This is a genomic window from Mesorhizobium sp. P2_A12, from assembly GCF_056405075.1.
The window spans coordinates 169,228-196,219 of the sequence record NZ_JBFUCU010000001.1 but is presented as its reverse complement, the minus strand read 5'-3'; the positions used below and the strand labels follow the sequence as shown (position 1 = coordinate 196,219).

The 26,992-nt window shown below is 64.5% G+C and carries 25 protein-coding genes; 11 read left to right on the top strand and 14 right to left on the bottom strand.

Translation table 11 applies throughout. The features are described 5' to 3' along the window. The 9 genes from dnaK to AC1DZU_RS00890 all read left to right on the top strand — a co-directional run bounded on the left by dnaK (nucleotide 1) and on the right by AC1DZU_RS00890 (nucleotide 7,275). The gene (dnaK, locus tag AC1DZU_RS00930) at nucleotides 1-1,917 is read left to right on the top strand and encodes a molecular chaperone DnaK (protein WP_477280890.1); all 1,917 of its coding nucleotides are present in this window, start codon (nucleotides 1-3) and stop codon (nucleotides 1,915-1,917) included. Between the two features lie 202 nt (nucleotides 1,918-2,119). Continuing rightward, entirely contained in the window at nucleotides 2,120-3,250 is a 1,131-nt protein-coding gene (gene dnaJ / locus AC1DZU_RS00925) for a molecular chaperone DnaJ (protein WP_184872869.1), read from the top strand. A 153-nt stretch (nucleotides 3,251-3,403) separates the two neighbouring features. Then, the gene (gene pmtA / locus AC1DZU_RS00920; protein WP_111545316.1) at nucleotides 3,404-4,006 is read left to right on the top strand and encodes a phospholipid N-methyltransferase PmtA; all 603 of its coding nucleotides are present in this window, start codon (nucleotides 3,404-3,406) and stop codon (nucleotides 4,004-4,006) included. 88 nt (nucleotides 4,007-4,094) lie between these two features. Continuing rightward, nucleotides 4,095-4,691: an NADPH-dependent FMN reductase gene (locus AC1DZU_RS00915; protein ID WP_184872867.1), complete on the top strand. Its 597-nt coding sequence runs from the start codon at nucleotides 4,095-4,097 to the stop codon at nucleotides 4,689-4,691. A 26-nt stretch (nucleotides 4,692-4,717) separates the two neighbouring features. Further along, nucleotides 4,718-5,428 carry an orotidine-5'-phosphate decarboxylase gene (pyrF, locus tag AC1DZU_RS00910; RefSeq protein WP_477280887.1) on the top strand — a complete coding sequence of 237 codons (711 nt, stop codon included), beginning with the start codon at nucleotides 4,718-4,720 and terminating at the stop codon, nucleotides 5,426-5,428. Nucleotides 5,429-5,446: 18 nt separating this feature from the next. Beyond that, nucleotides 5,447-5,734 (top strand): DUF1330 domain-containing protein, encoded by a 288-nt coding sequence (locus AC1DZU_RS00905; RefSeq protein ID WP_477280885.1) that lies wholly within the window; start codon nucleotides 5,447-5,449, stop codon nucleotides 5,732-5,734. Between the two features lie 302 nt (nucleotides 5,735-6,036). After that, nucleotides 6,037-6,357, top strand: a complete 321-nt coding sequence (locus tag AC1DZU_RS00900; protein WP_095084355.1) for an ArsR/SmtB family transcription factor — start codon at nucleotides 6,037-6,039, stop codon at nucleotides 6,355-6,357. Next, nucleotides 6,354-6,818 carry an SRPBCC family protein gene (locus AC1DZU_RS00895; RefSeq protein ID WP_477280883.1) on the top strand — a complete coding sequence of 155 codons (465 nt, stop codon included), beginning with the start codon at nucleotides 6,354-6,356 and terminating at the stop codon, nucleotides 6,816-6,818. Before AC1DZU_RS00900 ends, AC1DZU_RS00895 begins: the two co-directional genes overlap by 4 nt. Before the next feature lie 43 nt (nucleotides 6,819-6,861). Beyond that, nucleotides 6,862-7,275, top strand: a complete 414-nt coding sequence (locus tag AC1DZU_RS00890; protein WP_477280881.1) for a GFA family protein — start codon at nucleotides 6,862-6,864, stop codon at nucleotides 7,273-7,275. 98 nt (nucleotides 7,276-7,373) lie between these two features. On the opposite strand, the gene AC1DZU_RS00885 is transcribed toward AC1DZU_RS00890, so the two are convergent. The 9 genes from AC1DZU_RS00885 to AC1DZU_RS00845 form a co-directional block, all read right to left on the bottom strand. Further along, nucleotides 7,374-8,447, bottom strand: coding sequence for a D-alanine--D-alanine ligase family protein (locus AC1DZU_RS00885; protein ID WP_477280879.1), 1,074 nt, complete (start codon nucleotides 8,445-8,447; stop codon nucleotides 7,374-7,376). A gap of 121 nt (nucleotides 8,448-8,568) precedes the next feature. Beyond that, on the bottom strand, nucleotides 8,569-9,444 hold the full coding sequence (locus AC1DZU_RS00880) for an SMP-30/gluconolactonase/LRE family protein (protein WP_477280877.1): 876 nt from the start codon (nucleotides 9,442-9,444) through the stop codon (nucleotides 8,569-8,571). Beyond that, nucleotides 9,444-10,082 carry a 2-dehydro-3-deoxy-6-phosphogalactonate aldolase gene (locus tag AC1DZU_RS00875; protein WP_477280875.1) on the bottom strand — a complete coding sequence of 213 codons (639 nt, stop codon included), beginning with the start codon at nucleotides 10,080-10,082 and terminating at the stop codon, nucleotides 9,444-9,446. Before AC1DZU_RS00875 ends, AC1DZU_RS00880 begins: the two co-directional genes overlap by 1 nt. After that, nucleotides 10,079-11,038: a 2-dehydro-3-deoxygalactonokinase gene (locus AC1DZU_RS00870; RefSeq protein ID WP_477280873.1), complete on the bottom strand. Its 960-nt coding sequence runs from the start codon at nucleotides 11,036-11,038 to the stop codon at nucleotides 10,079-10,081. Before AC1DZU_RS00870 ends, AC1DZU_RS00875 begins: the two co-directional genes overlap by 4 nt. Continuing rightward, the gene (locus AC1DZU_RS00865) at nucleotides 11,035-11,802 is read right to left on the bottom strand and encodes an SDR family NAD(P)-dependent oxidoreductase (protein ID WP_477280871.1); all 768 of its coding nucleotides are present in this window, start codon (nucleotides 11,800-11,802) and stop codon (nucleotides 11,035-11,037) included. The genes AC1DZU_RS00870 and AC1DZU_RS00865 overlap by 4 nt, the downstream gene beginning before the upstream one ends. Before the next feature lie 267 nt (nucleotides 11,803-12,069). Beyond that, on the bottom strand, nucleotides 12,070-13,419 hold the full coding sequence (locus tag AC1DZU_RS00860; RefSeq protein WP_477280869.1) for a putative bifunctional diguanylate cyclase/phosphodiesterase: 1,350 nt from the start codon (nucleotides 13,417-13,419) through the stop codon (nucleotides 12,070-12,072). 146 nt (nucleotides 13,420-13,565) lie between these two features. Beyond that, on the bottom strand, nucleotides 13,566-15,398 hold the full coding sequence (locus tag AC1DZU_RS00855; RefSeq protein ID WP_477280867.1) for a TgpA N-terminal domain-containing protein: 1,833 nt from the start codon (nucleotides 15,396-15,398) through the stop codon (nucleotides 13,566-13,568). Between the two features lie 99 nt (nucleotides 15,399-15,497). Beyond that, nucleotides 15,498-15,896 carry a GtrA family protein gene (locus AC1DZU_RS00850; protein WP_477280865.1) on the bottom strand — a complete coding sequence of 133 codons (399 nt, stop codon included), beginning with the start codon at nucleotides 15,894-15,896 and terminating at the stop codon, nucleotides 15,498-15,500. Then, nucleotides 15,893-17,179, bottom strand: a complete 1,287-nt coding sequence (locus AC1DZU_RS00845; protein WP_477280864.1) for a glycosyltransferase family 2 protein — start codon at nucleotides 17,177-17,179, stop codon at nucleotides 15,893-15,895. Before AC1DZU_RS00845 ends, AC1DZU_RS00850 begins: the two co-directional genes overlap by 4 nt. Nucleotides 17,180-17,416: 237 nt before the next feature. Between AC1DZU_RS00845 and gshB the strand changes: the two genes are divergently transcribed. Both gshB and AC1DZU_RS00835 read left to right on the top strand, forming a co-directional pair. Further along, entirely contained in the window at nucleotides 17,417-18,358 is a 942-nt protein-coding gene (gene gshB, locus AC1DZU_RS00840) for a glutathione synthase (RefSeq protein ID WP_477280862.1), read from the top strand. A 388-nt stretch (nucleotides 18,359-18,746) separates the two neighbouring features. Next, entirely contained in the window at nucleotides 18,747-20,276 is a 1,530-nt protein-coding gene (locus AC1DZU_RS00835; RefSeq protein ID WP_477280860.1) for a YifB family Mg chelatase-like AAA ATPase, read from the top strand. Between the two features lie 70 nt (nucleotides 20,277-20,346). On the opposite strand, the gene AC1DZU_RS00830 is transcribed toward AC1DZU_RS00835, so the two are convergent. From AC1DZU_RS00830 to AC1DZU_RS00810, 5 genes are all read right to left on the bottom strand, one after another. Beyond that, complete coding sequence (locus AC1DZU_RS00830) at nucleotides 20,347-22,518, bottom strand: malate synthase G (RefSeq protein WP_477280858.1); 2,172 nt, start codon at nucleotides 22,516-22,518, stop codon at nucleotides 20,347-20,349. A gap of 265 nt (nucleotides 22,519-22,783) precedes the next feature. Further along, the gene (locus tag AC1DZU_RS00825) at nucleotides 22,784-24,826 is read right to left on the bottom strand and encodes a hydantoinase/oxoprolinase N-terminal domain-containing protein (RefSeq protein WP_477280856.1); all 2,043 of its coding nucleotides are present in this window, start codon (nucleotides 24,824-24,826) and stop codon (nucleotides 22,784-22,786) included. Nucleotides 24,827-25,093: 267 nt separating this feature from the next. Beyond that, the gene (locus tag AC1DZU_RS00820; RefSeq protein ID WP_477280854.1) at nucleotides 25,094-25,720 is read right to left on the bottom strand and encodes a CDGSH iron-sulfur domain-containing protein; all 627 of its coding nucleotides are present in this window, start codon (nucleotides 25,718-25,720) and stop codon (nucleotides 25,094-25,096) included. A gap of 169 nt (nucleotides 25,721-25,889) precedes the next feature. Continuing rightward, nucleotides 25,890-26,261, bottom strand: a complete 372-nt coding sequence (locus AC1DZU_RS00815) for a hypothetical protein (RefSeq protein WP_477280852.1) — start codon at nucleotides 26,259-26,261, stop codon at nucleotides 25,890-25,892. Between the two features lie 347 nt (nucleotides 26,262-26,608). Further along, nucleotides 26,609-26,986, bottom strand: a complete 378-nt coding sequence (locus tag AC1DZU_RS00810) for a hypothetical protein (RefSeq protein WP_477280850.1) — start codon at nucleotides 26,984-26,986, stop codon at nucleotides 26,609-26,611. Nucleotides 26,987-26,992: the final 6 nt, after the last annotated feature.

The window sequence follows — 26,992 nt, the reverse complement described above, 5'->3', positions numbered from 1 at the left end:
ATGGCAAAAGTAATCGGTATCGATCTCGGCACCACCAACTCCTGTATCGCCATCATGGATGGCAAAGAGCCGAAGGTGATCGAGAATGCGGAAGGCGCGCGCACGACGCCTTCCATCGTCGCCTTCAGTGGCGACGGCGAACGTCTCGTCGGCCAGCCGGCCAAGCGCCAGGCGGTCACCAATCCTGAAAACACCATCTTCGCGGTCAAGCGCCTAATCGGCCGCCGCTATGACGATCCGGTGACGGAGAAGGACAAGAAGCTTGTCCCCTACAAGATCGTCAAGGGCGACAACGGCGATGCCTGGGTCGAGGCCGGCGACAAGAAGCAGTCGCCCAGCCAGATCTCGGCCATGATCCTGCAGAAGATGAAGGAAACGGCGGAAGCCTATCTCGGCGAGAAGGTCGAGAAGGCGGTCATCACCGTTCCGGCCTATTTCAACGACGCCCAGCGCCAGGCAACCAAGGACGCCGGCAAGATCGCCGGGCTGGAAGTGCTGCGCATCATCAACGAGCCGACCGCGGCCGCGCTCGCCTACGGCCTCGACAAGAAGGATGGCAAGACCATTGCCGTCTATGACCTTGGCGGCGGCACGTTCGACATTTCGGTGCTCGAGATCGGCGACGGCGTGTTCGAGGTGAAGTCGACCAATGGCGACACCTTCCTCGGCGGCGAGGATTTCGACATGCGCCTGGTCGAGTACCTGGCGGCCGAGTTCAAGAAGGAACAGGGCATCGACCTGAAGAACGACAAGCTGGCCCTGCAGCGCCTCAAGGAGGCGGCTGAAAAGGCCAAGATCGAGCTGTCGTCGACGACGCAGACCGAGATCAACCTGCCCTTCATCACCGCCGATGCGACCGGGCCGAAGCACCTGACGCTGAAGCTGACGCGCGCCAAGTTCGAGCAGCTGGTCGACGACCTCGTCCAGCGCACCATCGACCCCTGCAAGGCGGCGCTCAAGGATGCCGGCCTGAAGGCTGGCGAAATCGACGAAGTCGTCCTGGTCGGCGGCATGACCCGCATGCCCAAGATCCAGGAGATCGTGAAGCAGTTCTTCGGCAAGGAGCCGCACAAAGGCGTCAACCCGGATGAGGTCGTCGCTCTCGGTGCCGCCATCCAGGCCGGCGTGCTGCAGGGCGACGTCAAGGACGTGCTGTTGCTCGACGTGACGCCGCTGTCGCTCGGCATCGAGACGCTGGGTGGCGTGTTCACGCGGCTGATCGAACGCAACACGACGATCCCGACCAAGAAGAGCCAGGTGTTCTCGACGGCCGAGGACAGCCAGTCCGCCGTGACCATCCGCGTCTTCCAGGGCGAGCGTGAAATGGCCGCCGACAACAAGGCGCTTGGCCAGTTCGACCTGGTCGGCATCCCGCCGGCGCCGCGCGGCGTGCCGCAGATCGAGGTCACCTTCGACATCGACGCCAACGGCATCGTCAACGTTTCGGCCAAGGACAAGGGCACCGGCAAGGAGCACCAGATCCGCATCCAGGCATCGGGTGGCCTTTCGGACGCCGACATCGAGAAAATGGTCAAGGACGCCGAGGCCAATGCCGAGAGCGACAAGAAGCGGCGTGCGGTGGTCGAGGCCCGCAACCAGGCCGAGGCGCTGGTGCATTCGTCCGAGAAGTCGCTGAAGGAATATGGCGACAACGTCTCGGAAGCCGACCGCACGGCGATTGCCGATGCGATCACGGCGCTGAAGGCCGCGGCCGAAGGCGATGACGCGGCCGACATCGAGGCCAAGTCGCAGGCGCTTGCCGAGGCTTCGATGAAGCTGGGCCAGGCCATGTACGAGGCTTCGCAGAAGGAAGCGGCGGAAGCCGACGCCAAGGCGGATGCCGCCAAGGACAGTGACGTGGTCGATGCCGATTTCGAGGAAATCGACGAGGACGACGACAAGAAGAAGTCGGCCTGAACCGTTTGACGGCAAGATAAAGCGAAAAGCCCGGCGCAGGCCGGGCTTTTTTGCAACCCTGGCGGAAAAAATCGCTGAAAAACACGGACAGAACCGCGCCGGCCCTAGCATCCGGGCAGCACCGCTCCTAAATCGAGACAACGTGCCGGCAAACGACGCAACAAGTGCATCAAGACGTTGAACATCCGGACTGCGGGAAAAAATGAAAGCTGATTTCTACGAAACGCTGGGCGTCCAGAAAGGCGCCGACGAGAAGGAGCTCAAGAGCGCTTTCCGCAAGCTCGCCATGCAGTTCCATCCCGATCGCAATCCCGGCGATCATTCCTGCGAGCACAAGTTCAAGGAAATCAACGAAGCCTACGAGACGCTGAAGGACCCACAAAAGCGCGCGGCCTATGACCGTTTCGGCCACGCGGCCTTCGAGCAGGGTGGCATGAATGGCGGCGCGCAAGGCTTCGGCGCCGGCGGCTTCGCCGACATTTTCGAGGATATTTTCGGCGACATGATGGGCGGGCGCCAGCGCCGCTCGTCGGGCGGCCGCGAGCGCGGCGCCGACCTGCGCTACAATATGGAAATCTCGCTGGAGGAAGCCTACGCGGGAAAGACCGCGCAGATCCGCGTGCCGGCATCGATCTCCTGCTCGGAATGCTCGGGCAGCGGCGCCAAGCCGGGCACCCAGCCTGTCACCTGCTCGATGTGCAACGGCCACGGCAAGGTGCGCGCCACGCAAGGCTTCTTCTCGATCGAACGGACCTGCCCGCAATGCCAAGGCCGCGGCCAGACCATCAAGGACCCGTGCCCGAAATGCGCCGGCCAGGGCCGCGTCACCGAAGAGCGTTCGCTGTCGGTCAACATCCCGGCCGGCATCGAGGACGGTACCCGCATCCGCCTTGCCAATGAGGGCGAGGCCGGCCTGCGCGGCGGGCCGTCGGGCGACCTCTATATTTTCCTGGCGGTCAAGCCACACGAATTCTTCCAGCGCGACGGCGCCGATCTCTATTGCAAGGTGCCGATCTCGATGACGACGGCCGCCCTTGGCGGCTCCTTCGAGGTGACGACGCTGGATGGCACGCAGACCAAGGTGAAAGTGCCGGAAGGCACACAGAACGGCCGCCAGTTCCGGCTCAAGGGCAAGGGCATGCCGGTGCTGCGCCAGCCCAATGTCGGCGACCTCTACATCCAGACAGCGGTCGAGACGCCGCAGAACCTCACCCGCCGCCAGCGCGAGTTGCTGGAGGAGTTCGAACAGCTCTCCTCGCAGGACAATTCGCCCCAATCGAGTGGCTTTTTCACCCGCATGAAGGATTTCTTCGAATCCTTCGGCGAGCGCTGATGGGAATTCAAGGCAAGCCGCGTGATTTCGTGAAATGCGTCGCGTCTTGAGACGCGACGAAACTTATCTTATCCACGACATGCGTCTGACCACGCCTTGCCTTGCGCTGCTCAGATGTTAAGTAATTTGGGGGGAGTGCTGAGGAGAGCTTGCATGACACGTCCCGGACTGCGCAAGGCGCTTGCCGAAAAGTTCGATGACGAGCTCAAATTCTTCAAGGGCTGGATCGACAAGCCGAAGACGGTCGGCTCGATCGTGCCGACCAGCTCGATCACCGCCCGCAAGATGGCCTCGATCGTCAATCCGAAATCCGGCCTGCCGGTGCTCGAGGTCGGTCCCGGTACCGGCGTCATCACCCGCGCCATCCTGGCCCAGGGGGTGCGGCCCGAAAATCTCTACGCTGTGGAATACTCCACCGACTTTGTCCGCCACCTGCGGCAACTCTATCCCGGCGTCAACGTCATCGAGGGCGATGCCTTCAACCTCAACGCCACGCTTGGCGAGAAGAGCGGGATGATCTTCGATTCCGTGGTTTCCGGCGTGCCGCTGCTCAATTTTCCGGTGGCCCAGCGCATCGCCTATATCGAGAGCCTGCTCGACCGTATTCCGGCCGGACGGCCGATCGTGCAGCTGACCTATGGCCCGATGTCGCCGATCCCGGCCGGCCGTGGCGACTACACGGTTAAGCATTTCGATTTCATCTTCCGCAACATCCCGCCGACGCAGCTGTGGATCTACCGGCGCGAGGCGCATTAGGGCGACCTGCATTTCGACCTTGATTTTTGGGCAGGTGCGTTGATTTGAGCCGCCTCTGGCTGTACCTGTCCGGGAACAAGGTTGGCCAATGGCAGTGATCCCGAAAATCCTCGTCTTCGCCGGCTCGGTGCGCAGCGGCGCCTACAGCGGCAGGACCGCCGACGTGGCGCAGAAGGAGCTCGCCATGCAAGGCGCGGAGGTGACCCGCATCTCGCTCGCCGACTATCCCCTGCCGATCCTCGACGAGGATCTGGAAAAGGAAAAGGGCGTTCCCGTAAACGCCCTGAAACTCGGCCGTCTGGTCATCGCCCATGACGGGTTGCTGATCGCCACCCCCGAATATAACGGCTCGATCCCGCCGCTGCTCAAGAATACGATCGACTGGGTGAGCCGGGTGCGCAGGGATGGCAGCCGGACGGTCAGGCCACTGGCCGGCAAGGTGGCCGGCCTCTGCTCGTCCTCCAACGGGCATTTTGCCGGAATCCGCTGCATCAACCATCTGCGCGCCGTGCTGGTGCGTTGCCAGATGGAGGTAGTGACGCCGGAATGCTCGGTGCCGGAGGGCGGCAGCGCCTTCGACGAGGGCGGCAATTTCCGCGACGAAAGACTGTACAAATCGATGGAGCACCTATGCCGCACGCTGATCGAAACCTCGCGCATGCTGTCGACCCGGATCGAGGCGTGATCGCCGATTCCATGCGGGCAAAATCCATGGTCCCATCGATACAGGCCAAATCCATGCAGGAAAGACTGATCGTCGGCCTCGACGTGCCGACCGTGCGGGAGGCCGAACGGGCGGTGCGCGAACTCGACGGCGTCGTCTCCTTCTACAAGATAGGCTACCAGCTGGCCTTTGCCGGCGGGCTCGACCTTGCCAGGGAACTGGCCAGCGGCGGAACGAAGATCTTCCTCGACATGAAGCTGCTCGACATCGACCACACGGTGGCCAAGGGCGTCGAGAACATCGTCAAGATGGGCGTGACCATGCTGACCATCCACGCCTATCCAAAGGCGATGGCGGCGGCGGTGGAGGCGGCCAGGGGTAGCGGCCTTTGCCTGCTGGCGGTCAGCGTGCTGACCTCGATGGACGAGCAGGACATGATCGACGTCGGCTATGAATACGACCCGCATACGCTGGTGCTGCGGCGCTCTGAACAGGCGCTGCATGCCGGCATGGGCGGCATCGTCTGCTCGGCCGCGGAAGCGGAAGCGGTGCGCCGCATCGTCGGGCCCGACATGGCGGTGGTGACGCCCGGCATCCGGCCGGCGGGCAGCGACCATGGCGACCAGAAGCGCGTGGTGACGCCGGCACAAGCGATCCGCAACGGCGCCAGCCATCTCGTCGTCGGCCGGCCGATCGTCGCGTCGGCCAACAGGCGAGAAGCAGCCGAAGCGATCATCGCCGAAATGCGCTCAGCGTAAGGAACAGGGAGAAGAGGAATGCCCAAGGGATACTGGATCGCCCGCGTCGATGTGCGCGATGCCGAAGGCTACAAGGAGTATGTCGCCGCCTCGAAACTGGCCTTCGACCGCTTTGGCGCGAAATTCCTGGCGCGCGGCGGTGCGCATGAGCTGGCCGAGGGTGTCGGGCGCGCCCGCAACGTCATCATCGAGTTCGAATCGCTCGCCGTGGCGCACGACTGCTACCACTCGCCGGAATACCAGCGCGCGGTCGCCATCCGCCAGAAGGTCGCCGACGGCGAGATCGTTCTCGTCGAAGGCATCTGAGGCCATCGACCAGAGCCTGGCGGCGCGTCAGACGAAGTCCTGACGGCCCCGTTCCCTTGGCTCCGCCCCGCTAAGCCGAGCTTCCAGTCAGCTAATGCTTGAAGGCTAGGCAGTTTCGCTATGCCCTGGCCGACAGCCGGGCGGAGCCGTTCGACAGCGACCGCCACGCGGCCGGCGCATCCAACAATCGACTGCCGAGCTAAAGTCGCTTTCGTCCAAGGTGAATGCGACTGGGTTGGTTGCCCATTGACATGCAGGTATTTACCTGCATATTACACCTCACAAACCAACGAGTGAGGCTGATGGACGCTGACAAGGTTTTCAAGGCACTGGGCGACCCGACACGCAGAAGGCTGCTTGACCTTCTTTGCGAGAAGAACGGGCAGACGCTCAGTCAGCTTTGCGAAAACCTGGACATGGCGAGGCAATCAGCCACCCAGCACATCGACCTGCTGGAAGCGGCGAACCTGGTGAGCACGGTCAAGCGCGGCCGGGAAAAACTGCATTTTATCAACCCCGTGCCGCTGCACGAAGTCTACGAGCGGTGGGTGCGGAAGTTCGAACGGCAGCGGCTCAGTCTGCTGCACGATCTGAAGCAAGAACTCGAAGGAGAGGACCAATGACCAGAGAGACGACCAGCTTTGTCTACGTGACCTACATCAAATCGACGCCGCAAAAAGTGTTCGAGGCCATAACCCGGCCTGACATAGCGAAACGCTACTGGGGCCATGAGAACGTCTCCGACTGGCAGCCGGGATCGACATGGGAGCATATCCGCGCCAATGACGAGCGGACCGTCGAACTCGTCGGCAAGGTCGTCGAGATCTCGCCGCCGACCCGTCTCGTCATCACCTGGGCGAACGCTTCGCAAGCCAACGATCCCTCACAATACAGCCGGGTGACGTTCGGCATCGAGGAATACGACACCATGGTGCGACTGACCGTCACCCATGACGAACTCGAAGCCGGCAGCGGCATGGCGAAAGGCGTCAGCCAGGGATGGCCGGCCGTGCTGTCCAGCATGAAATCCTTCCTCGAAACCGGCAGCGGCATCGACCTTTTCGCCAAGCCGAAATCGGCCTGATGCCCTGCGATATCATGCAGAACCAGGCCAGTGGAGAACGACAATGACCAAGCGCTATATCGGTGGCTGTGCATGCGGCGCGATCCGCTATGAAACCAGCGGCGAGCCGATCTTCCAGAACCACTGCCAGTGCCTCGACTGCCAGAAGCGCGCAGGCACCGGCCACGGATCCTATCTGACCTTCGGACGGCGCGCCGACATGAAAATCGCAGGCGAGGCGACCACCTGGCGCGTGAGAGGCGACAGCGGCAACGAAAAGATCCACGCCTTCTGCCCGACCTGTGGAACGCCGGTCTACCTGACATTCATCGCCATGCCGGACCTGATTGCGGTCAACGCGACCAGCCTTGACGACCCCGGCCAATTCGACCCGCAGGTGGTCACATACGCCATCCGCGGCCATGCATGGGACACGATCGACCCCGCGTTGCAGAAATTCGAGCGAATGCCGGGATAGCGGGTCGCCTTGGGCTGTCATGTCATGTCGGGCGCTCGTCGCGGGCGCTTGCGCCCGGTGGCGGGGCTCCGAGCATTTCCGGATGCGCCGCCGCGCGTTCAAATATGGTGGTTTTGGCCGAGTAGCCGGCTGGCAGCGGTTTCGGCCATGGCGTCGGCAAGCTCGAGATCCCATTGCTGGCGGCAGTAGGCGCGGAAATCGAAGCAAGGCAGGCCGGGGCAGACCTCGAACTCGATGAGGTGAACCGTGTCGTCGGCCTCGATGCGAAGGTCGATGGAAAACACGTCGCGCAGCCCAAGCCCGCTCATCAGCCGCTCGGCTATCGCGCGAACCCTGGCGTCGGCGATCGGCTGGCTGTCGGCGACCGCAACGAGCTCCGGTTCGGCATAGTGTCCGGCCGCCTTCGCCGCCTCGCCAGTGTCGCCGTAAAGCGCCCGGCTGTCCGCCATGGTCTGGAAATCTGTGCCCGAATCGACAAAGGCCACGCCAAGCGCTTCGACCCCGGCGCCCGGCACCAGGCCGAGGAAACTGGCGCGCACGTTGCGGCCGGCAACATAGGGCTGGACGACGACATCGTCGCGATAGGCCGCAAAGACACGCCGGCTAAGCTCCAGTGCGTGGCCGAGATCGCTGATGCGCGAATCCGCCCAGATGCCGATCTTGGCACCTAGCTGGTTGGGCTTGACGAACCAGCCGGCGGCCGACGCAGGCGGCTCCACCAGCCATTTGCCGTCGCGCGCAAGACCGGCTTGCGGCACCGGCAGACCGAGCGCGCCAAGCACCGCGCCGGAACGGAACTTGTCCTGGCAAAGCGCAAACAGCGCATCGTCGGCGCCGATCGTCTTGAACCCGCCGAGCCTCGCCAAGGCGGGTGCGGCACCGCCCCGGAAATAAGCGATGCCGTCGGTCAGCGTCCACACTAGTGTCGTGCTGGGATGCTCGCCGGCGAGCACGCCTGCGGCATCGTCGAGCGCCACCGGCGTGAACGACAGGCCGCGCGCCTGGCAGGCAGCGGCAAGCGCATCGAATTCATGGGCGAGATCGGTCGACTGCGCCAGATAGGAGGCGATTTCGGCGGCACGCTCCGGTGCATGACCGTCGGCGACGAGACGGTCGTGGCAGGCTTTTTCCGGCTCATGGACGAGGATCAGTTTTGGCTTTTGGCTCGTCATGGATTTGCATGGTTTTCCAGCGATGGCATCGCCTAACATCGCATGGGAGGCGCAATCGGCTGCCGCGAAACCGACCGGGTCGGACGGTTGCGTGATAACGCACCGGCCGACCGCGGTTCAATCAGGCGATCAGCACGCGCGGCTCGAAGCGGCCGTTGACCTTGACGTCGAGCAGGAAAGTCATGCCCGCCTGCGGATCGAGCTTGCGCTGCTTGTCGTCCTTGCCCTTCCAGGCCGAGGTCACCGCCAGCCGGTCGGCTTTGGCGCCGACAAAGGCCGGGCAGGACGCCTGCGTCACCGGCATGGGAATTTCGCGCAGCAATGTGCCACTGGGCGAATAGGCCTTCACCACCTTACCGCCCCAGACCGCATTCCACAGCACGCCGTCACGGTCGACGACCGAGCCGTCGACGTAGCCCTTCGACGAGCGGTGGTCGACGAACACATTCGATTCGCCAACCGGTAGGCCAGTCGCCGGATCGCAGGCGACGCGCATCAAAAGGCCGGTCGCGGTGTCGGTGTAATAGGCGATCGTCCCGTCCTCGGAAAAGCAGATCGAGTTCGACACGGTGATGCCGGAAAACAGTTTGCGCAGCTCGCCCTTGAAGAACCAGTAGATCGAGCCCGCGCCCTTGCCCTCGTCCTTGGCCATCGTGCCGACCCAAAAGGCACCGCAGGGATGGACGCGGGAATCATTGGAACGCGTCAGCGGATTGTCGGCCTCGATCGGCGTGTGCAGCGTCATGGTGCCGGTCGCGACGTCGCGGACATGGAGGCCGGTCTCGGTGGCGATCAGCTGGCGCTGGTCGTCGATGATGGCGATGGCGCTTGCCATCTGGCCAAGCTCGTGGATTTTCAATGCGCCGCCGGCCACCGGCTTTTCCAGAAGCTGGCCGTTGACGATGTCGAACCAGAATAGCGCATCGGTGGCGGGATCGTAGCTCGGCCCTTCGCCGAGCTGGCAGATGTGGTCGGAAAAAACCGAAACCTCGCTCATCATGCTTCTCCGAACACTGCATCCCAGGCCGCGACGGCGGCGTGTGCGCGTGCCGCTACGTCGTCGACGCTCATGCCAGGCTTGAACAGGCTGGAGCCAAGTCCAAAGACCGTCACGCCCACAGCCTTGTAGCCGGCAAAGTCCTTTTCCGAAACGCCACCGACCGCACCGACCAATGTCTGTGCCGGCAGCACCGCCCGGATCGCGGAAATGCCTGCCGCTCCGAGCACGCTCGCCGGAAAGAATTTCAACGCCGAAGCGCCGAGCCGGATCGCCTGGAAGGCTTCGGTGGGCGTGAACACGCCGGGCATCGTCACCATGCCGTAGTGCATCGCTCTCGCCATCACTTCGGCATCGATGTTGGGGCTGACCAGCAGCCGGCCGCCGGCCTTGTGCAAGCCATCGACATCGGCAGGCGTCAGCACCGTGCCGGCACCGACCAGTGCCGTTTTCGGCAGCACTTCGACAATGCGGGCGATCGACGAAAACGGCTCCGGCGAGTTGAGCGGCACTTCGATGGCCTCGATGCCGGCGTCGAACAGCGCCTGGCCGATCGCGATCGATTCGACCGGCTTGAGCCCGCGCAGGATGGCGACCAGGCCGCGCTTGAGCTTCGGGAAAGGTGCGGTCAGGCTCATGGGGCTGCTCCGGTTCTGGCGATCATGCCGTTCTCGCGTGCCGCTTCGATGAGACCTGCACGCACCGCCTCGTCGGCATCGACGGTGCGGACCTTAAGTCCGGCAAGGCCGAGGGCGGCCTGGTAAAGTGCTGCAAGCGCACCGGACGCCACCAGCACGACAGGTTCGGCGCCGGCGCCATGGCGGCGGCTGGCCGAGGCGATCTCGCCACCGATCAGCAGGCCGGACAGGCAAGCGGCGGCATCATCGGCTTTTAGATCCTGCAGCAGGCCGGCGGCGCGGATGGAAAACAGCCTCGAGGTGACATCGCCGGCCTCGGCCAGTGCGGTTTCGCACCAGCTGCGGAAGAATGGATTGTCCGAGGTGACCGGCTTGGGATGTTCGCCGAGCGAATGGCGCAGGATCGAGTGGGCGGCAAGCACCGAAAACAGCTCGCCGGTCGGCCAGGTACCGAAACCCGCAACGGCGCCGTCCTCGACCAGCACCCATTTCGAATGGGTGCCGGGCATGCAGACCAGCTGGCGCCCCTTGGCCGGCAGGCCGGCCCCGGCAAGCTGGGTCTCCTCGCCGCGCATGACGTCGGGCGCATCGATCTGGCGCTGAGCGAGGCCAGGCACGATGCGGACGTCGCGGTGCTGGCCGGGTACCCGCGCGGCACCCCCCAGGACGGCACTGAGCGGCGCCGGAACGGTGACATAGGGTGCCTCGAGCCAGCCCTGGCGAGAGCCGGCCATGCCGCAGACGATGACAGGCAGCGCCTGCGGCGCGGCCATCGCCACCAGATGCCCTTCGAGAATGGTCGAAAAGCCCTTTTGCTGGGCGGTGATCAGGCCATCGTCGCCACGGCGTTCGGCAAGAACCTTGCCGTCTTTGCCGATCAGCCAGACCCGCATGCGGGTCGTGCCCCAGTCGACGGCGGCTACCGCTGGCGCGTTGCCGGCAAACCCTGGGCTCACAGGAAACCTCCATCGACGATCAGCATCTGCGCGGTCAGCATGCGCGAGGCATCCGAGGCGAGGAACAGCACCGTGCCCACGATGTCGTCGGGCTGCATCACCTGCTTGATGCACTGCTTGGCGACATGGGCGGCAAGCGCCTGTTCGGTCACCCAGAGCTCCTTTTGCCGCTCGGTGATCACCCAGCCGGGCGCAATGGCGTTGACGCGGATGCCGTCGACGCCGAGCTTGCCGGCAAGCCCCTTGGTCAGGCCCAGGATACCGGCCTTGGCGGCGGTGTAGGCCGGCATGTCGGGGTGGTTGATCAGATAGGACGTCGAGGTGAAGTTGATGATCGAGCCGCCGCCGGCCCGCTTCATGCCCGGCGCCACCGCTTGAGCGGTGAAGAAATGCGGTCTGAGATTGATCGCCTGGTTGTTGTCCCAGAATTCCACCGTCACGTCTTCGACGGCGTGGCGCTCGTCAAGCGCTGCATTGTTGACCAGCACGGTGACATCGCCATGCGCATCGGCCGCCCTGGCTGCCGAGGTCCGCAAGGCCTCGACGTCGCGCAGGTCGGTCTTGAGATACAGCGGGCGGCGGCCGAACGCTTTCTCGATGCGATCGGCAAGGGCAGTGCTGGGGCCGTCGGCGATGTCGATGAAGGCGACATTGGCGCCCTGGCGCACAAACCCCTCGGTCAGTGCCGCACCAATACCGGAACCGCCGCCGGTGATCAGCACCGAGGCTCCCTCGAGGTCGGCAAAATGCGCCGATGGCATCATATCTGTTGTCTCCCAGCGCATGACCCCGAAAATCGGACCGATTTTCGGAAAGGATCATGCGCAAATACAAAGTGCTACAGCGTCCTTTGCGCGTCCTGAAGGACGCGCGGCGCTGTAGTCAGGCCGGCGCGCATCCTAGCCAGACACGTCGTGCGGGCAAGGGCGAAAAGGCGGATTTGCTGGCTTATGTCAGACAAAACGACAATGCGCCGCACTGGACGTGCACGGCGGCATCATCGGGATCGCGGACCGCTTCGAGATCGCCGGTCAGACCGCCTTGGCGTGCAAAGCGCCGCGGAAGGAATCGCGGAGGTAGCCGAGCGTGGCATCGGCGTCGACCGGTTTGCCGAACAGATAGCCCTGCCCGCCGGCACAGCCGAACTGGACCAGGCGGTCGGCCTGCGCCTCCTCTTCGATGCCTTCGGCGACCACATCCATGCCGAGCCCCTCGCACATGGCAAGAATGGCGCGGATGATGTGTTCGGACGGGCGGTCGTCGAGAATGGAGGAGACGAAGGCGCGGTCGATCTTGAGCTTGTCGAAATGGAATTCGCGCAAGCGGCCGAGCGAGGACTGGCCAGTGCCGAAATCGTCGAGCGAAACGCGGATGCCGACGCGGCGCAGATCCTCGACGATCTTCTCGGCCGAGGCAGGATCGTTCATCAGGCCGGTCTCGGTGATCTCGATCTCCAGCCGGCGCGGATCGAAGCCGGTGCGCTCAAGGATGGCCAGTATGTGCAGGCCGGTGTTCTGGTCGACGAGCTGCGAGGGCGACAGGTTGAACGACAGGAACAATTCCTTCGGCCAGCTCCTGGCCGCTTCGGTCGCCTTGCGCAGCACCAGCTGCGACAGCGGGCCGATGATGCCACGCTCCTCGGCAATGGGAATGAACACCGTTGGCGGCACCGAGCCGAGGTCGCGATCGGTCCAGCGCGCCAGCGTCTCGAAACCGATGGTGCGGCGCGTGCTGAGGTCGACGATGGGCTGGAAATGCGGCTCCACCTCGCCGGCCGAGACGGCGCGGCGCAGCGCCTGTTCGATGCGGGTGACGCGCTTGGCCGCCTCTTCCATTTCGCGGGTGTAGACGACGACGCGGCCACGGCCGGAGCGCTTGGCGTGGTAGAGCGCCGTCTCTGCCTTGTTGATGAGGATCTCGGTGGTCTCGTCGCCCGAATAGAACAGCGAACAGCCGACCGAGGCCGAAAGCCTGGCGGTGCGTTCGCCGACATCATAGGGCGCCGAAAGAATCTCGATCAGCATGCGGGATTTCTCGGCCGCCGCCTCCTCGCTGAACACCATCGGGTAGAGATAGGCGAATTCGTCGGCGCCGATGCGGCAGACGGTGGAATGGCCGTCCATCGAGGCGCGCAGCCGCATCGCGACCTGGATCAGGATATCGTCACCGGCCTTGTGGCCGAACAGGTCGTTGATCGGCTTGAAGCCGTCGAGGTCGAGAATGCCGACGGTAAACGGCGCCGGGTCGTCGGCTCGGTCGCTGATCAGGCGATCGACCTTGTCGAAGAAGCGGCGATGGTTGCCAAGCCCGGTCAACGGATCGGTAAACGCCAGATCCGTGCTCTCCCTGTTTGCCTGACCGGTGCCAAACGAAGTTTGCATCGGTGTCCCTGTTTTGTGACTTCGGAATTTAGCTTCAGACTGGCAGCAAACCCTTTAGGAAAGGTATCGCCAAATCGATTATTCGCGGGTAAAGCGCGTCGTGTACGGAGGTGCGAGGTGCGTCCAGCCCTTGTTTCAGGCCACCTTCAGCCCCTGGGCCGGACACGGTAGAGTTCGAGCGAGGCGCCCTTCGTGTCCGCGATCGGCTCCAGCCATTCCGGCACGTTGCCGCGCATCAGCCCGGCAAGAAAACCGTCCGGCGCGGTGGTGGCCAGAAGCTGGCTTTCCGAGTTGCCGCGGCACAGCGCGACAAGGCCGACGTGATGATCGCCGACGATCGACCTGGCCTGCGCATCTGTGCCGAGGAAAGCGTCGAGTGCAAGCAGGTCTCCCGCGACGTTGCGGTGGTAGGGCCCGGCGAACACGCGATGCCCGGAGTACACCAGGATCGGCGATCCGATATTGGAGACGGCAAGCACGGTGGTATCGGGCAGCCTGCCGAGTGTGGCGAAAGTGGCCTTGGCCTGGCAGGACGGGTCGACGCTCGCGCCGACACTGGCGTCGCTGGTGATTTTTACACCGGTGGCGAGCGCCGCCGACGCCGCCTGGGCGGCGCCCGACCAGATCGAGTTCACCGAGATCAGCCACGCCGCCGCCATTCGCAGCACCGAGCCGCGCGACGGGTTTGTTTCGGCCCGCCGCCGCCATTTGGCGATCCAGGCCGACAATGGGATCACCGCGAAGGCGATGGAGAATGTCGAGCCGCGCACTTGCCAGACACTGACCAGGAACGCCACGACCAGCAGCATGGCGACAAGACTGTCCTGGCGCCGCCAGCCGCCTCGGCGCAGGCGCAACGCCATCAGCACGAGCGCCACCAGCGGCGTGGCATATCGCGCCGCCAGCTCGGCGGGATTGTGGGCGGTGAGCTGGAACAGCGACTGCGCCTCGTCGATATGATCGAGCCATAGCGTCTTCAGGCGCGGATCGAGCCCGGCATAGGGAGAGGCCAGGCATTGCGGGTACAGCAAAAGGAGGACCGCGCCGAGCACGAGCGCAAGCACGCCAACCGACAGCAGACGCTGCCCGCGCGAGCGCCCGGCCGCTTCGATCGAGGCGATCGCCGCAAGGCCGGTTCCAGCAAGGGCAGCGACGACGAACTGCATCGTCGAGAAGGCATCGCATTGCGCCTGGCCCCAGGCCGACAGCGGGATGGTGGCGACAAAGACAAGCGCTGCGACGCCGGCAAAGCCAAGGCCGAAATCCCTGGCGATCAGCCTTTCGCCCGATGCGTCAAAGGCAAACAGGATCGCCACGCAGATGCCGATGGCAGCGACGTAGGGGGCGGTTTCCATGCCGACGGCCAGCGTCAGCGCGGCGCACAGGCCGGCAAGGAACGCCGCCGGCCGGCGCATACGCGCTTCGAGCAGGAAATTCAGGCTGGCGACGGTCAGCATCAGCTGGACATTGTGATGATCGAGCGCGCCGGGCTCGAAGATGCCGATGAAATACAGTGCTGCCGCGCCGACGATGACGGCGGGCAGCACCGCGCCATCGCCGGCAAAGCCGCGCGCGGCGCGAATGATGAAGACCATGGTCAGGCCGAAGAGCAGAGCCGGCCACGCCACCTGCGCGACGTTCTCGGCAAGCGTGGTGTTGCCGGTCAGGCTCGATGCGGCGAGCACGATGGCGGCGATCGGCGCATCGACCAGCCGCGACCAATGCATGACGAAGCCGCCTTCGAGGCCCATGCGGTATTGATGCAGGTCGAACCAGCCCTGGCCGGCCAAGAGGTCGCGCACCTCGACCAGCCGCAGCAGATTGTCATTGTCGCCGCCGGCATTGGTCAGCGCCGGGAATCCGGCGCAGGCGTTGACGACAAGGAAGCCGAGCGTGGCAAGCAGCGCCAGCATGAGGTCCGCTCGCCAGGAGGCGCGTGCCCCGTCTTTGGAAAGCATCGCGGTATGAGCGGTGGTCATGGAGTGGGCTTTCAGCCTGTGTCTGTCGGCGCACGCTAGCGCCCGCCGCTTCACAAAGCGTAAAGCGGCGCGATTTGCGCCGCTTTTGGGCGCCATGCATCAGTCGCGCGCGGGAAACACCCACAGCGACGACAAAACGTAGCTCACCGTGCTTGCGGCAACCGTCATCAGCGCCGACATGGCAAGCGCCGACATGCCGAAACGGGTGACCGCCAGATGCGACACCAGGCCCGAAAACAGCGCGCATCCCACCTGCAGCGCGAGATAGCGCGGCATGGCGCTGGCATGATCGTGCTGGCCGCCGAATGTCCAGCCGCGCTGCGCGCTATAGGCGACAACGAAAGTGATCGCATAGGCGACGACACTGCCTATGAAGGGCGAAAAGCCCAGCGACACCAGGAGCCACGAGAGGAGGAACAGCAGCAATGCGGCGCCGACGCCGACCGTCAGGAACCGGAACAGGCGCGTCCGGACAAAGACCGGCAATGCTTCGCTCATGCGTCGCGCGCCGGCAGTTGGTTAGCCGGCGATTCACTGGCCGGCAACTCATTGGCCGGCAGTTCACCCGATTGACCGGTCCGCCCAGACTTCAGCCGCTTGACCGGTATTTCCAGGACACCGAGCAGAAAAGCCGAGAAGAAGACCTGGAAGGAAATGACGATCAGGCTCAGGCCCAGCACGACGATGCGCGGGATTTCGGAATCGTTCAGCGGGCCGAAGCCGAGATGCGCCCAGCGCGCCACGGCGTAGCCGAAGAACAAGACGCCGCCGGCAAAGCAGATGCCAGCATTGGCGGCGAGACGATCGGTGCTGATGGTTCTGGTCAGCCAGTCTGAACGGCGGCTTGGCGGCAGGATACCGGTTATCTCGGCATAGTATCGCGAAATGGCGCCGAAAGTGATGAGCTGGACGCCGGTGACGACCATGAAACAGGCGGCGACGAAGGTGTTGAGGTCGAGTGACAGATTGTCGATCACGCGCAGCGGCCCGAACACCAGCAGCGCCGCGAACAGTATGCCAAGGCCGCCGAGCACCGTGCCCGGGATGAAGAACATCCAGCGCGGGTTGTAGACCAGCAGGAACTTCAGGTGTCGCCAGCCATCGCGCCAGGTTCTCAGATGCGGCGGCCGGCTGCGGCCGTCGGGCTTGAGCGTGGTCGGCACTTCCTCGATGCGCAGGCCGGCTAGGGCGCCGCGCACCACCATCTCGCTGGCGAATTCCATGCCGGTGGTCTGCAGGTCGAGCTTCCTGATGCTGTCGGCATTGAAGCCGCGCAGGCCGCAGTGGAAATCACCGGTCTTGATGCGGAAGAACAGGCGGCCGACAAAGCTGAGCACCGGATTGCCGAGGTAGCGGTGCAGCGGCGGCATGGCGCCGGCCTCGATGCCGCCCTGGAAGCGATTGCCCATGACCAGGTCGGCGCCGTCGCGCAGCCGCGCGACGAAGGCTTCCAGCGCGCCGAAATCATAGCTGTCGTCGGCATCGCCCATGATGATGAAGCGGCCCTTGGCAGCCGCGATGCCGCCCAAAAGGGCCGCGCCATAGCCTTTTTGGGCCACCGGGACGACACGGGCGCCTCCCGCCGCTGCAATCGCCAGCGATCCGTCGGTGCTGCCATTGTCCGCGATCAGCACCTCGCCGGAGATGCCCGCCTTGTCGAGGAAGGTTTTCGCCTTGCCGATGCATGCGGCGAGCGTCTCGGCCTCGTTGAGGCACGGCATGAGGATGGTGAGTTCGAGCTGTTTGGTTGCGGTGGCGCGGATGGCGGTGACGGCGTTCATTGGTCGTTGTTCCATCGAGTGCCCGGCGCGCGTCAGTTCGGCCGGGCGTAATCGGACTTACCGTTGCACGGCAAGGCTTAAGAAAGCGATGACGCGCAGCCTCGCCTTGTCTCCAATCGGTCGGCAGGGCGGGCTCGCGGTTGTCTGATGCCAATCTTCAATATGTCGCGATTGGCAGACGGGCAGTGAGCCTGTACAGGCAAGACAGTCGCCCATCCGAGCCGCCGGAGACCTGCCATGAAGCTGAAAATCGCCGTCCAGATGGACCACATCTCCACCGTGTCGATCGCCGGCGACACGTCCTTCGCGCTATCGCTGGAGGCGCAGCGGCGCGGCCATCAGCTGTTCCACTACACGCCCGACCGGCTATCGCTGCGCGAGGGCAAGGTGTTTGCCCGCATCGAGGAGATGCAGGTGCGCGACGAGAAGGGCAACCATTATTCGCTGGGCGAGAGGGTGCGCACCGATCTGGAGGAAATGGATGTCGTCCTGCTGCGCCAGGACCCGCCCTTCGACATGAACTACATCACCACCACGCATATCCTCGAACGCATCCACCCGAAGACGCTGGTGGTCAACGACCCGGCCTGGGTGCGCAACAGCCCGGAAAAGATCTTCGTCACCGAGTTTTCCGACCTGATGCCGGACACGCTGATCACCAAGGATCCGCTCGAAGTCGCCGCCTTCCGCAAGGAGTTCGGCGACATCATCATCAAGCCGCTCTACGGCAATGGCGGCGCCGGCATCTTCCACATGCTGGAGGCCGACCGCAACCTTGCCTCGCTGCTCGAAATGTTCGGCCAGATGTTCCGCGAGCCCTATATCGTGCAGCGCTATTTGAAGGATGTGCGCAAGGGCGACAAGCGCATCATCCTGATCGATGGCGAGCCGGTCGGCGCCATCAACCGGGTGCCGGCCGAGCACGATTCCCGCTCCAACATGCATGTCGGCGGCCGTGCCGAAAAGACCGAGTTGACGACGCGCGAGCGCGAAATCTGCGCCCGCATCGGCCCTGCGCTGAAAGCGCGCGGCTTCATCCTGGTCGGCATCGATGTCATCGGCGACTACATGACCGAGATCAACGTAACGTCGCCAACCGGCGTGCGCGAAGTCAGGCGCTTTGGCGGCTCCGACATCGCCAGCCTGTTCTGGGACGCGGTCGAGGACAAGCGGAAATAGACCGTTTTCATTTTGTCTTAACCATGTTCCGTTTTTTCAACCGGGCACAACCCGGCCGCGACCGGCGGGGCTGGGTATTCCTGCAATGTTCCTGATTTGATCAGTCGGGCATATCAGCCCGCTGCGGATCGACACTGGCCATGGGCTTTCTTCCCAACCACTGACCTTGCTGTTTCCCATTGGTTGCGCGACAGCTAATCGCCCAAGCTTCCGATCGAAGCCGACTCATGAACGGCGCGTCCTTGCCGGTGAATTCTTCAGCTTACGTGAGGCAACCGCATGTTCTTGTAATGTTCTTGCCTAACTCCGAAATCTGTGGTTGTCTTCTCCGATCTCGCTCGCGCCCTGATCGCCAAGGCATAAGCGAACCACTATCCGGGGGCATAAAATGGTGGCGCGGGTTCGCACGGTCGCTTTCCAGGGCATCGAGGCCGTGCCGGTCGACGTGCAGGTGATGATCTCGCCCGGCAAGGTCAACATGCATATCGTCGGCCTGGCCGACAAGGCGGTGGCCGAAAGCCGCGAGCGGGTGCAGGCGGCACTGCATGCCTCCGGCCTGTCGATGCCGTCGAAGAAGGTCACCGTCAATCTGGCCCCGGCCGACCTGCCCAAGGAGGGCAGCCATTACGATCTGCCGATCGCGCTTGGCCTGATGGCGGCATTGGGCGCCATTCCGGGCGACATGCTTGCCGGCTATGTCGTGCTTGGCGAATTGTCGCTCGACGGCACAATTGCCGCAGTCGCCGGCGCCTTGCCGGCGGCAATCGGCGCCAACGCCGAGGGCAAGGGCCTGATCTGCCCGTTCGCCTGCGGCCCGGAAGCAGCCTGGGCCGGCAAGGATTTCGACATTCTGGCGCCGCGCAGCCTGATTGCGATCGCCAATCATTTTCGCGGCACGCAGGTGCTGTCGCGACCGGAGGCCGGCATCCACGCTGCGGCGCGCGACCTGCCCGACCTCGCCGATATCAAGGGCCAGGAGACCGCCAAGCGGGCGCTGGAAGTGGCGGCCGCCGGTGGGCACAACCTTTTGATGATCGGGCCGCCGGGATCGGGCAAGTCGATGCTGGCGCAGCGGCTGCCGTCGATTCTGCCGCCGCTGGCGCCGAAGGAATTGCTCGAAGTGTCGATGATCGCCTCGGTGGCCGGCGAACTCGGCGAAGGCAAACTGACCGACCGGCGGCCGTTCCGCGCGCCGCACCATTCGGCCTCGATGGCGGCGATGGTCGGCGGCGGCATCCGCGCCCGGCCGGGCGAAGTGTCGCTCGCCCATCACGGCGTGCTGTTCCTCGACGAGTTTCCCGAATTCACGCCGCAGACGCTCGATGCACTGCGCCAGCCGCTGGAGACCGGCGACTGCATGATCGCACGCGCCAACCATCGCGTCACCTATCCGGCGCGCATCCAGCTGGTCGCGGCGATGAACCCGTGCCGCTGCGGCATGGCCGGCGAGCCGGGCTATCGCTGCCTGCGCGGCGAGCGCTGCCGCACCGATTATCAGGCGCGCATCTCAGGCCCGCTGCTCGACCGCATCGATCTCAGGATCGAGGTACCGGCGGTCTCGGCCAGTGACCTGATCCGGCCCGACCGGGCGGAGAAAAGTGCCTCGGTGGCGCTGCGGGTGGCGCGCGCCCGCACAATCCAGCGCGAGCGTTTCGAGCGGCTCGGAGTCGGCTCCACCACCAACGCGCATTGCGCGCCGGCGGTCATCGAGGAGATCGCCATGCCGGATGCCGCCGGCCTGTCGCTGCTTAAGGACGCCAGCGAAAAGCTCGCCTTTTCAGCGCGGGCCTATCATCGCGTGCTGAAAGTGGCGCGCACACTGGCCGATCTCGACGCCAGCGAAACGGTCGGCCGCATCCACCTGGCCGAAGCGATTTCCTACCGCATGAGTTCGGAGCGCGTGGCGCAGGCGGCGTGACGCCCCCTGCCCTTCAAGGGCTGGAAACGCAAGCGGCGGCACCTTGCCCTTGGCTCCATGAATCTTCGGCTCAGACCGAGGCGCGCGCCTTCAGCTCCAGCCGCCGCGCGTGAAGCACCGGCTCGGTGTAGCCATTGGGCTGGATGCGGCCCTTGAACACCAGGTCGCAGGCGGCCTTGAAGGCGATCGAGTTGTCGAAGTCGGCGGCCATCGGGCGGTAGAGCGGGTCGCCGACATTCTGCAGGTCGACGATGGCCGCCATGCGCCGCAGGGAATCCATCACCTGGATGCGCGAGCAGACGTCGTGGTGCAGCCAGTTGGCGATGTGCTGCGAGGAGATGCGCAGCGTTGCGCGATCCTCCATCAGGCCGACATCGTTGATATCTGGCACTTTCGAACAGCCGACGCCCTGATCGATCCAGCGCACGACATAGCCCAGGATGCCCTGCGCGTTGTTGTCGAGCTCGCGCTGGATCTCGTCGGGAGTCCAGTTCGGGCGCACCGCGACCGGCACCGACAGGATATCGTCGAGCTTGGCCTTGGGCCGGTTCTTCAGCGCCGCCTGCACGGCGTGGACATCGACCTTGTGGTAGTGCGTGGCATGCAGCGTCGCCGCCGTCGGCGACGGCACCCAGGCGGTGTTGGCGCCGGCCCTGGGATGCGCGATCTTCTGCTCCAGCATCGCCGCCATCAAATCCGGCATCGCCCACATGCCCTTGCCGATCTGGGCATGGTCGGCCAGCCCGCATTCGAGCCCGGTGTCGACATTCCAGGCCTCGTAGGCAGAAATCCAGGCGGCCTGCTTCATGTCGCCCTTGCGGATCATCGGGCCGGCTTCCATCGAGGTGTGGATCTCGTCGCCGGTGCGGTCGAGGAAGCCCGTGTTGATGAACACCACGCGTTCTTGTGCCGCGCGGATCGCTTCCTTGAGGTTGACGGTGGTGCGCCGCTCCTCGTCCATGATGCCCATCTTGATGGTATTTCTGGCCATGCCGAGCAGTGCCTCGACGCGGTCGAAGATCTCGACGGCGAAGGCGACTTCCTCCGGCCCGTGCATCTTGGGCTTCACGACATACATCGAGCCGGCGCGGGAGTTGGCGCGCCGTCCGTTCCGCCCGACATCGTGCAGCGCGATCAGCGCCGTCATCGCCGCATCCATGATGCCTTCCGGCACCTCGTTGCCGTCGCGATCAAGGATCGCCGGATTGGTCATCAGGTGGCCGACATTGCGGACCAGCATCAGCGAGCGGCCTGGCACGGTCAGCGTGCCGCCGGCGGGCGCGGTGTAGGTGCGGTCGGGGTTGAGGTTGCGGACAAAACTCTTGCCGCCCTTGGTGATCTCCTCCGCCAGATCGCCCTTCATCAGGCCGAGCCAGTTGCGGTAGACGACGACCTTGTCCTGCGCATCCACCGCCGCGACCGAGTCCTCGCAGTCCTGGATGGTGGTCAGCGCCGATTCCAGGATGACATCGGCGATCCCCGCCGGATCGGTCCTGCCGATCTGGTTGCCGCGGTCGATCACGATCTCGATGTGCAGGCCGTTCCTGACCAGCAGCACGGCATCCGGATTGGCGGCATCGCCGCAATAACCGACGAATTGCGTGGGGTTGGCCAGCGTGGTCGAGCCGGCGCCGGCGCTCAGCCGCAACGCCCCTTGCGCCAGCGACAGGCCGTTCACCCCGGCCCATTTGCCAGAGGTGAGCGGGGCAGCTTCATCGAGAAAATTTTTCGTCCAGGCAACGACCTTGGCGCCGCGCGCCGGATTGAAGGTCTTGCCTTTCCCGGCGCCGTCGGTTTCGGGAATGGCGTCGGTGCCATAGAGCGCATCGTAGAGCGAACCCCAGCGCGCATTGGCGGCGTTGAGCGCGTAGCGGGCATTCATCACCGGCACGACCAGCTGCGGGCCGGCAACGACTGCAATTTCCGGGTCGACATTGTCGGTGGACACGCTGAAGGCCGGCCCCTCGGGGACGAGATAGCCGATCTCCTTCAGGAAGATCTTGTAGGCCTCCATGTCGATGGGCGCGCCATGGTCGCGATACCAGCCGTCGAGCTTCTCCTGGATAGCGTCGCGTTTTGCCAGCAGCGCCCGGTTCTTGGTGCCGAGGTCACGGACGATGACCGAGAAGCCGTTCCAGAAATCGGCCGCTTCGACGCCGGTGCCGGGCAACGCCTCGCCAGCCACAAAATCATGCAGCTCGCGGGCAATCCGCAATCCGGCGATCTCGATACGATCGGTCATAAGCTGGTCTCCAGACGAAAGGCTCGGTCGGGCGTTTGGCATGTCAGGTTTGCAGGGTCAATTCGGCTTAAGGTGAAGGGAACTTTTAGGCAAGGTCGCCGAAACCGGCGATGAGAGCGTCCTTGTCCCGTTCACGGGGAGAAGATGGCGGCAGCCAGATGAGGGGCGGCGCTAGGATCTACAAAGATGGCGCCACTCTTTCGATCGTCGGCGCTGCCCCTCATCCCCCTGCCGGGACCTTCTCCCCGTGAACGGGGAGAAGGGGCTAAACAGCAATCCTTGGCCTTCCCGAGGCCACCGCCACCACATGCGCCTCGATGAACATGCGCTGGGCTTCGACGGTCGAGACGCGGAATTCGGTCGCGACCTCGATTTCGGCACTGTCGGTGCCGGCATCCCTGGCGCGCTGGGCGACGATGGCGCGGACATCGGCCTCGGCCGCCGCGATGGCCGCCGCTTCGTCGAGGAAATCGCTCACGGTTTCACCCGAGGCAAGTCGAAACAGGCCTTCCTTGGGCTGGCTGACCCGCGCCTCGGCAGAAACCCTGACCTGGCCGACGACGGCGCCGAGCGCGTTGGCGACGTCGGTATCCTCCGGCACCACGCATTCATTGCCGATCAGCGGCGGCAGGCCGGCATAGTGCAGGGGTGCGGAAGCGCCGAGGCCGATGACCGGGCGGTCGAGCGCGACGCTCAGCCGGGCGATGCCGGGGTGCGAGTCGACGGCGCGCTGCACCAGCGCATGCGCCACCGTCGACGCGCCATCAAGGCCGTCCTCGGCAAAGGCGGTTTCGAGGATGTATTCCGCCGACCAGCGCGTCAGCGTCACCAGGACGCGCTCCGAGATCACCTCCGGCGACACGGCGATGGGCTGGCCGCGGCCGTCACGCTTGCGCGCGAACAGCTCAGCGCCGAGGCGAGCGCCGACCGGATCCCAGTTCGCCTGCTTGCCCAGCACATGGGCGGCGTCCGACGGCGTGAAGCCGGCGACATGCACCAGCCCGCGCGACACCAGCCGGTTCAAGGTCGCGTTCTGCGCGTTAGAGGTCAAAAGCCTGTCTACGGCGAGCGGCACGGCCCCGATCGCCTCGTAGAGCCGCGCTTCGGCGCCGGTCAGTCCAGCGGCAAGCCGATCCGGCACGCCGGTGCGCACCGCAAAGCGGCCGTCCATGCGACCAGGATTGGGCGCCCGCAATTGCCGTTCGAGTTCCGCCGTGACGGCGGCGCCGTGGGCCATCCCCGCCAGCGCCAAGGGCACCAGGCGGCGCGGTCCGAGCAGGATTTTCGGGTTGAGTGCGCCATCCTCCAGCGCCACTTCGGAATCGCCGCCAAGGCCGAAGGTGCGCATGGCCACCGCCTCGACCATGGTGCGGAAGCCGCCGACGGTGGCGCCTTCCGGATCGAGGCGCGGCCGGCCCTTGTCGAGCACGGCGACGTCGGTGGTGGTGCCGCCGATGTCGGAGACCATGGCATTGTCGAGCCCGGTCATGTGACGGGCGCCGACCAGGCTGGCGGCGGGGCCGGACAGGATGGTCTCGATCGGCCGCTGGCGGGCAAACGCCGCCGACACGAGCGCACCGTCGCCGCGCACCACCATCAGGGGTGCGGCGATGTTGCGCTGTTCGAGAAAGCCTTCGGTTGCCGCCACCAGCCGGTCGATCATCGAGATCAGCCGGGCGTTGAGCAGAGTGGTCAGCGCGCGGCGCGGACCGCCAAGCTTGGCCGACAGTTCATGGCTTGATGTGACCGGCAGGCCGGTCTTTTCGCGGATCAGCTCGCGAGTGGCGATCTCGTGCGCCGGATTGCGAGTGGCAAAATAGGCGCAGACGGCAAAGCCGGAGACCGACGCGCCGAGTTCCGGCAGCGCTGCCTCCAGTCCGGACAGGTCGAGCTTGGCGGCGTTGCCATGCACGTCATGGCCGCCGGGGCAGAACACCACCGCGTCGGTCCCGAGCGCGGCCTTCAGCCCATCGCGAGCGAGGTCAGCTTCGGAGAAGCCGATCATCACCAGCGCCACGCGGCCGCCCTGGCCCTCGACCAGCGCGTTGGTGGCAAGCGTCGTCGACATTGAGACCAGCTTGATGGCGGCCGGATCGGTGCCCGCCTTCTGCAGCACCGCGTCGACCGCGCCGGAAATTCCGACGGCCAGGTCATGCCGCGTGGTCAGCGCCTTGGCCTTGGCCAGCACCTTGCCCTTGTTCGGCCCCTCTTGCTTGCCTTCCGTTTCAGACCACAGCACGGCATCGGTGTAGGTACCGCCGGTGTCGATCCCGAGGAACAGCGGCTTTGGCTTGGTCTTGGCGGTCATTTCTGATGGCGGTCCGGCTGGCGAAATTGTTTGTCCCTGCCCTTAGCCGATACGGAGCGGCCGATAAAGCCGCGAGCGCTGGGCCACGTAGGAGTTCCATCTCTCGCCACAAGGGGGATTGGCAGCTCCGCTAAGGTGTCGAGATTCAGGTCAGGCCAGCCGGAAATGGTGGCTTCCGAGAACCGGAGCGGAGCGTACTTAAAGTACGTGAGCACAGGAAGCGGAAGCCGCCGTTTGCAGGCCGGCCTCACCTGAAATCTCGACACCTTAGCCCACAAACCCAACCTTCTTGTGTGTCCCATCGCAAAACGGCTTGTTGGCCGAGTGGCCGCAACGGCAGAGGAAGGTGCGTTGCGTGCGATCCACCGTGTGGCCGGTGCCGGTGACGATCTCGAGATTGCCCTCTAGCTTGAGCGGGCCGTTTTTCGTCGGGGTGACGTTGAGCGGACCGTCCCGCATTTCCAGCGCCGGCGTGTCCTTCAGCGGCGGCTCGCCGGTGGCGGTGAACCCTGATTTGTTGTGGCTGCCGTCGCAGAACGGCTTGTTTTCCGAAGCGCCACAGCGGCAGAGCGTAGCGCGATAAAACGTCTCACCGTCGAGCACGATCTCGGCATGCACGGCCAGCGGACCGTTTTCCCGCAGGCGCACGGTGTTGACCACCGGTGGCTGTTCCTGCGGGCCGCCATCCTTCCTGATGTAGGTGATGGCGCCGGAGGGGCAGCTTTCGGCGATGGCGACGATCTTCTCGACGCTGGCCGCCTCGGGATGGATCCACTGCCCCGGCGCGTTGGGCACGAAGACATGCGGGTCGCCGAGCACGCAGTTGCGCGAATGAATGCAGCGCTTGCCCGAGAACCCGACGTCGATCTTGTCGCTTTCGACCATACCGGCCATGGCTACGCTCCTGTTGCCTGAAGCGCGTCACATCCAGACGGACAGACGCGGCGCGCTTTGGGTATTTGTCCAGGCTATGTTCTAACGCAATTCCCGTCGGAACCGCTTCACACTTTTCCTGGAATTGCTGTACGGCTCCAGCAGGAAAACCGTCAAGCTGGCAAACCGGTCAGGGGACCAGATCGATTTCCTCGGTCTCGCCGCCGCTGCAGGTATAGCAACAGTCCTCGCATTTTTCCTTGTTGCCGGGGCCGACGCCCCAATAGGTCTCCTCGTCACCATCGACCCAGGCGCCGTAACAGATCGATTCCCCTTCGTTGCAGGTTATCGGCAAAGACTTGGTCTCGCCGTCATTGAGGTAGAAATCCTGGTTGTTGCCCGGCCAGACATAGTCGCGGTCCTGGCTGTAAAGCTCGAGGCGCATGGCATTGGGGTGGCTGTTCTTGATGGCAAAGGTAACGTCGCCGGCATGTGCCGACGGCACGACCAGCATGGCGAGAGACAGCGCGGCCAGCGTGCGGCGCGCATAGGCATGAAACATGGTAACCCCCTGGAAAGACACGGCCTACCCGGCCGCGGGGCGACCATCGCACGCTGCATTGAATCGCGGAAGTGGGTCGGCTGAATCGATCCCTGACTAAATTTGGGTCCGACTGCCCCAGGCCTTTGTTTTTACGCATGTCGTCCTCTCAAAACCGCCGAGCATCCCCGGGTCAAGCGCGAGGGCATGCTTTGGAAGACATGCATTGAGGTGTGTTGAGATTCAGGTCAGGCCGAGCCGAAAATGGTGGGTTCCGAGAACCGGAGCGGAGCGTACTTAAAGTACGTGAGCACCGGAAGCGCAGGAACCCGCCATTTGCAGGCCGGCATCACCTGAATATCGACACCTTAGGGCACCAGGTCGATCGTCTCTGTCGTGTGTTCCACGCAGATGAAGCAGCAGGTGTCGCAGGGCTGGTCGTTATCCGGCCCGACGCCGGCGGAGATGCTGTCGTTGCCGTTGACCCAGGCGCCGTAGCAGATGTGTTCGCCCTGATTGCAGGAGAGCGGCACCGATTTCTGCGAGGCCGGATCGATCAGGAACACCTGACCGTTGCCCGGCCAGACCGTTTCGCGGTCGCGGCTGAACAGCTCGACCGCAACCGCTTCCTTGCGCAGGTTCTTGACGAAAAAGGCCATCTCGGCAGCCTCGGCCGAGGTGGTGAAGACCAAGGCAGCAAATGCAGCCATGCGAAACAGCGTCACGGTCTCGATCTCCCGAATCATGGCGCC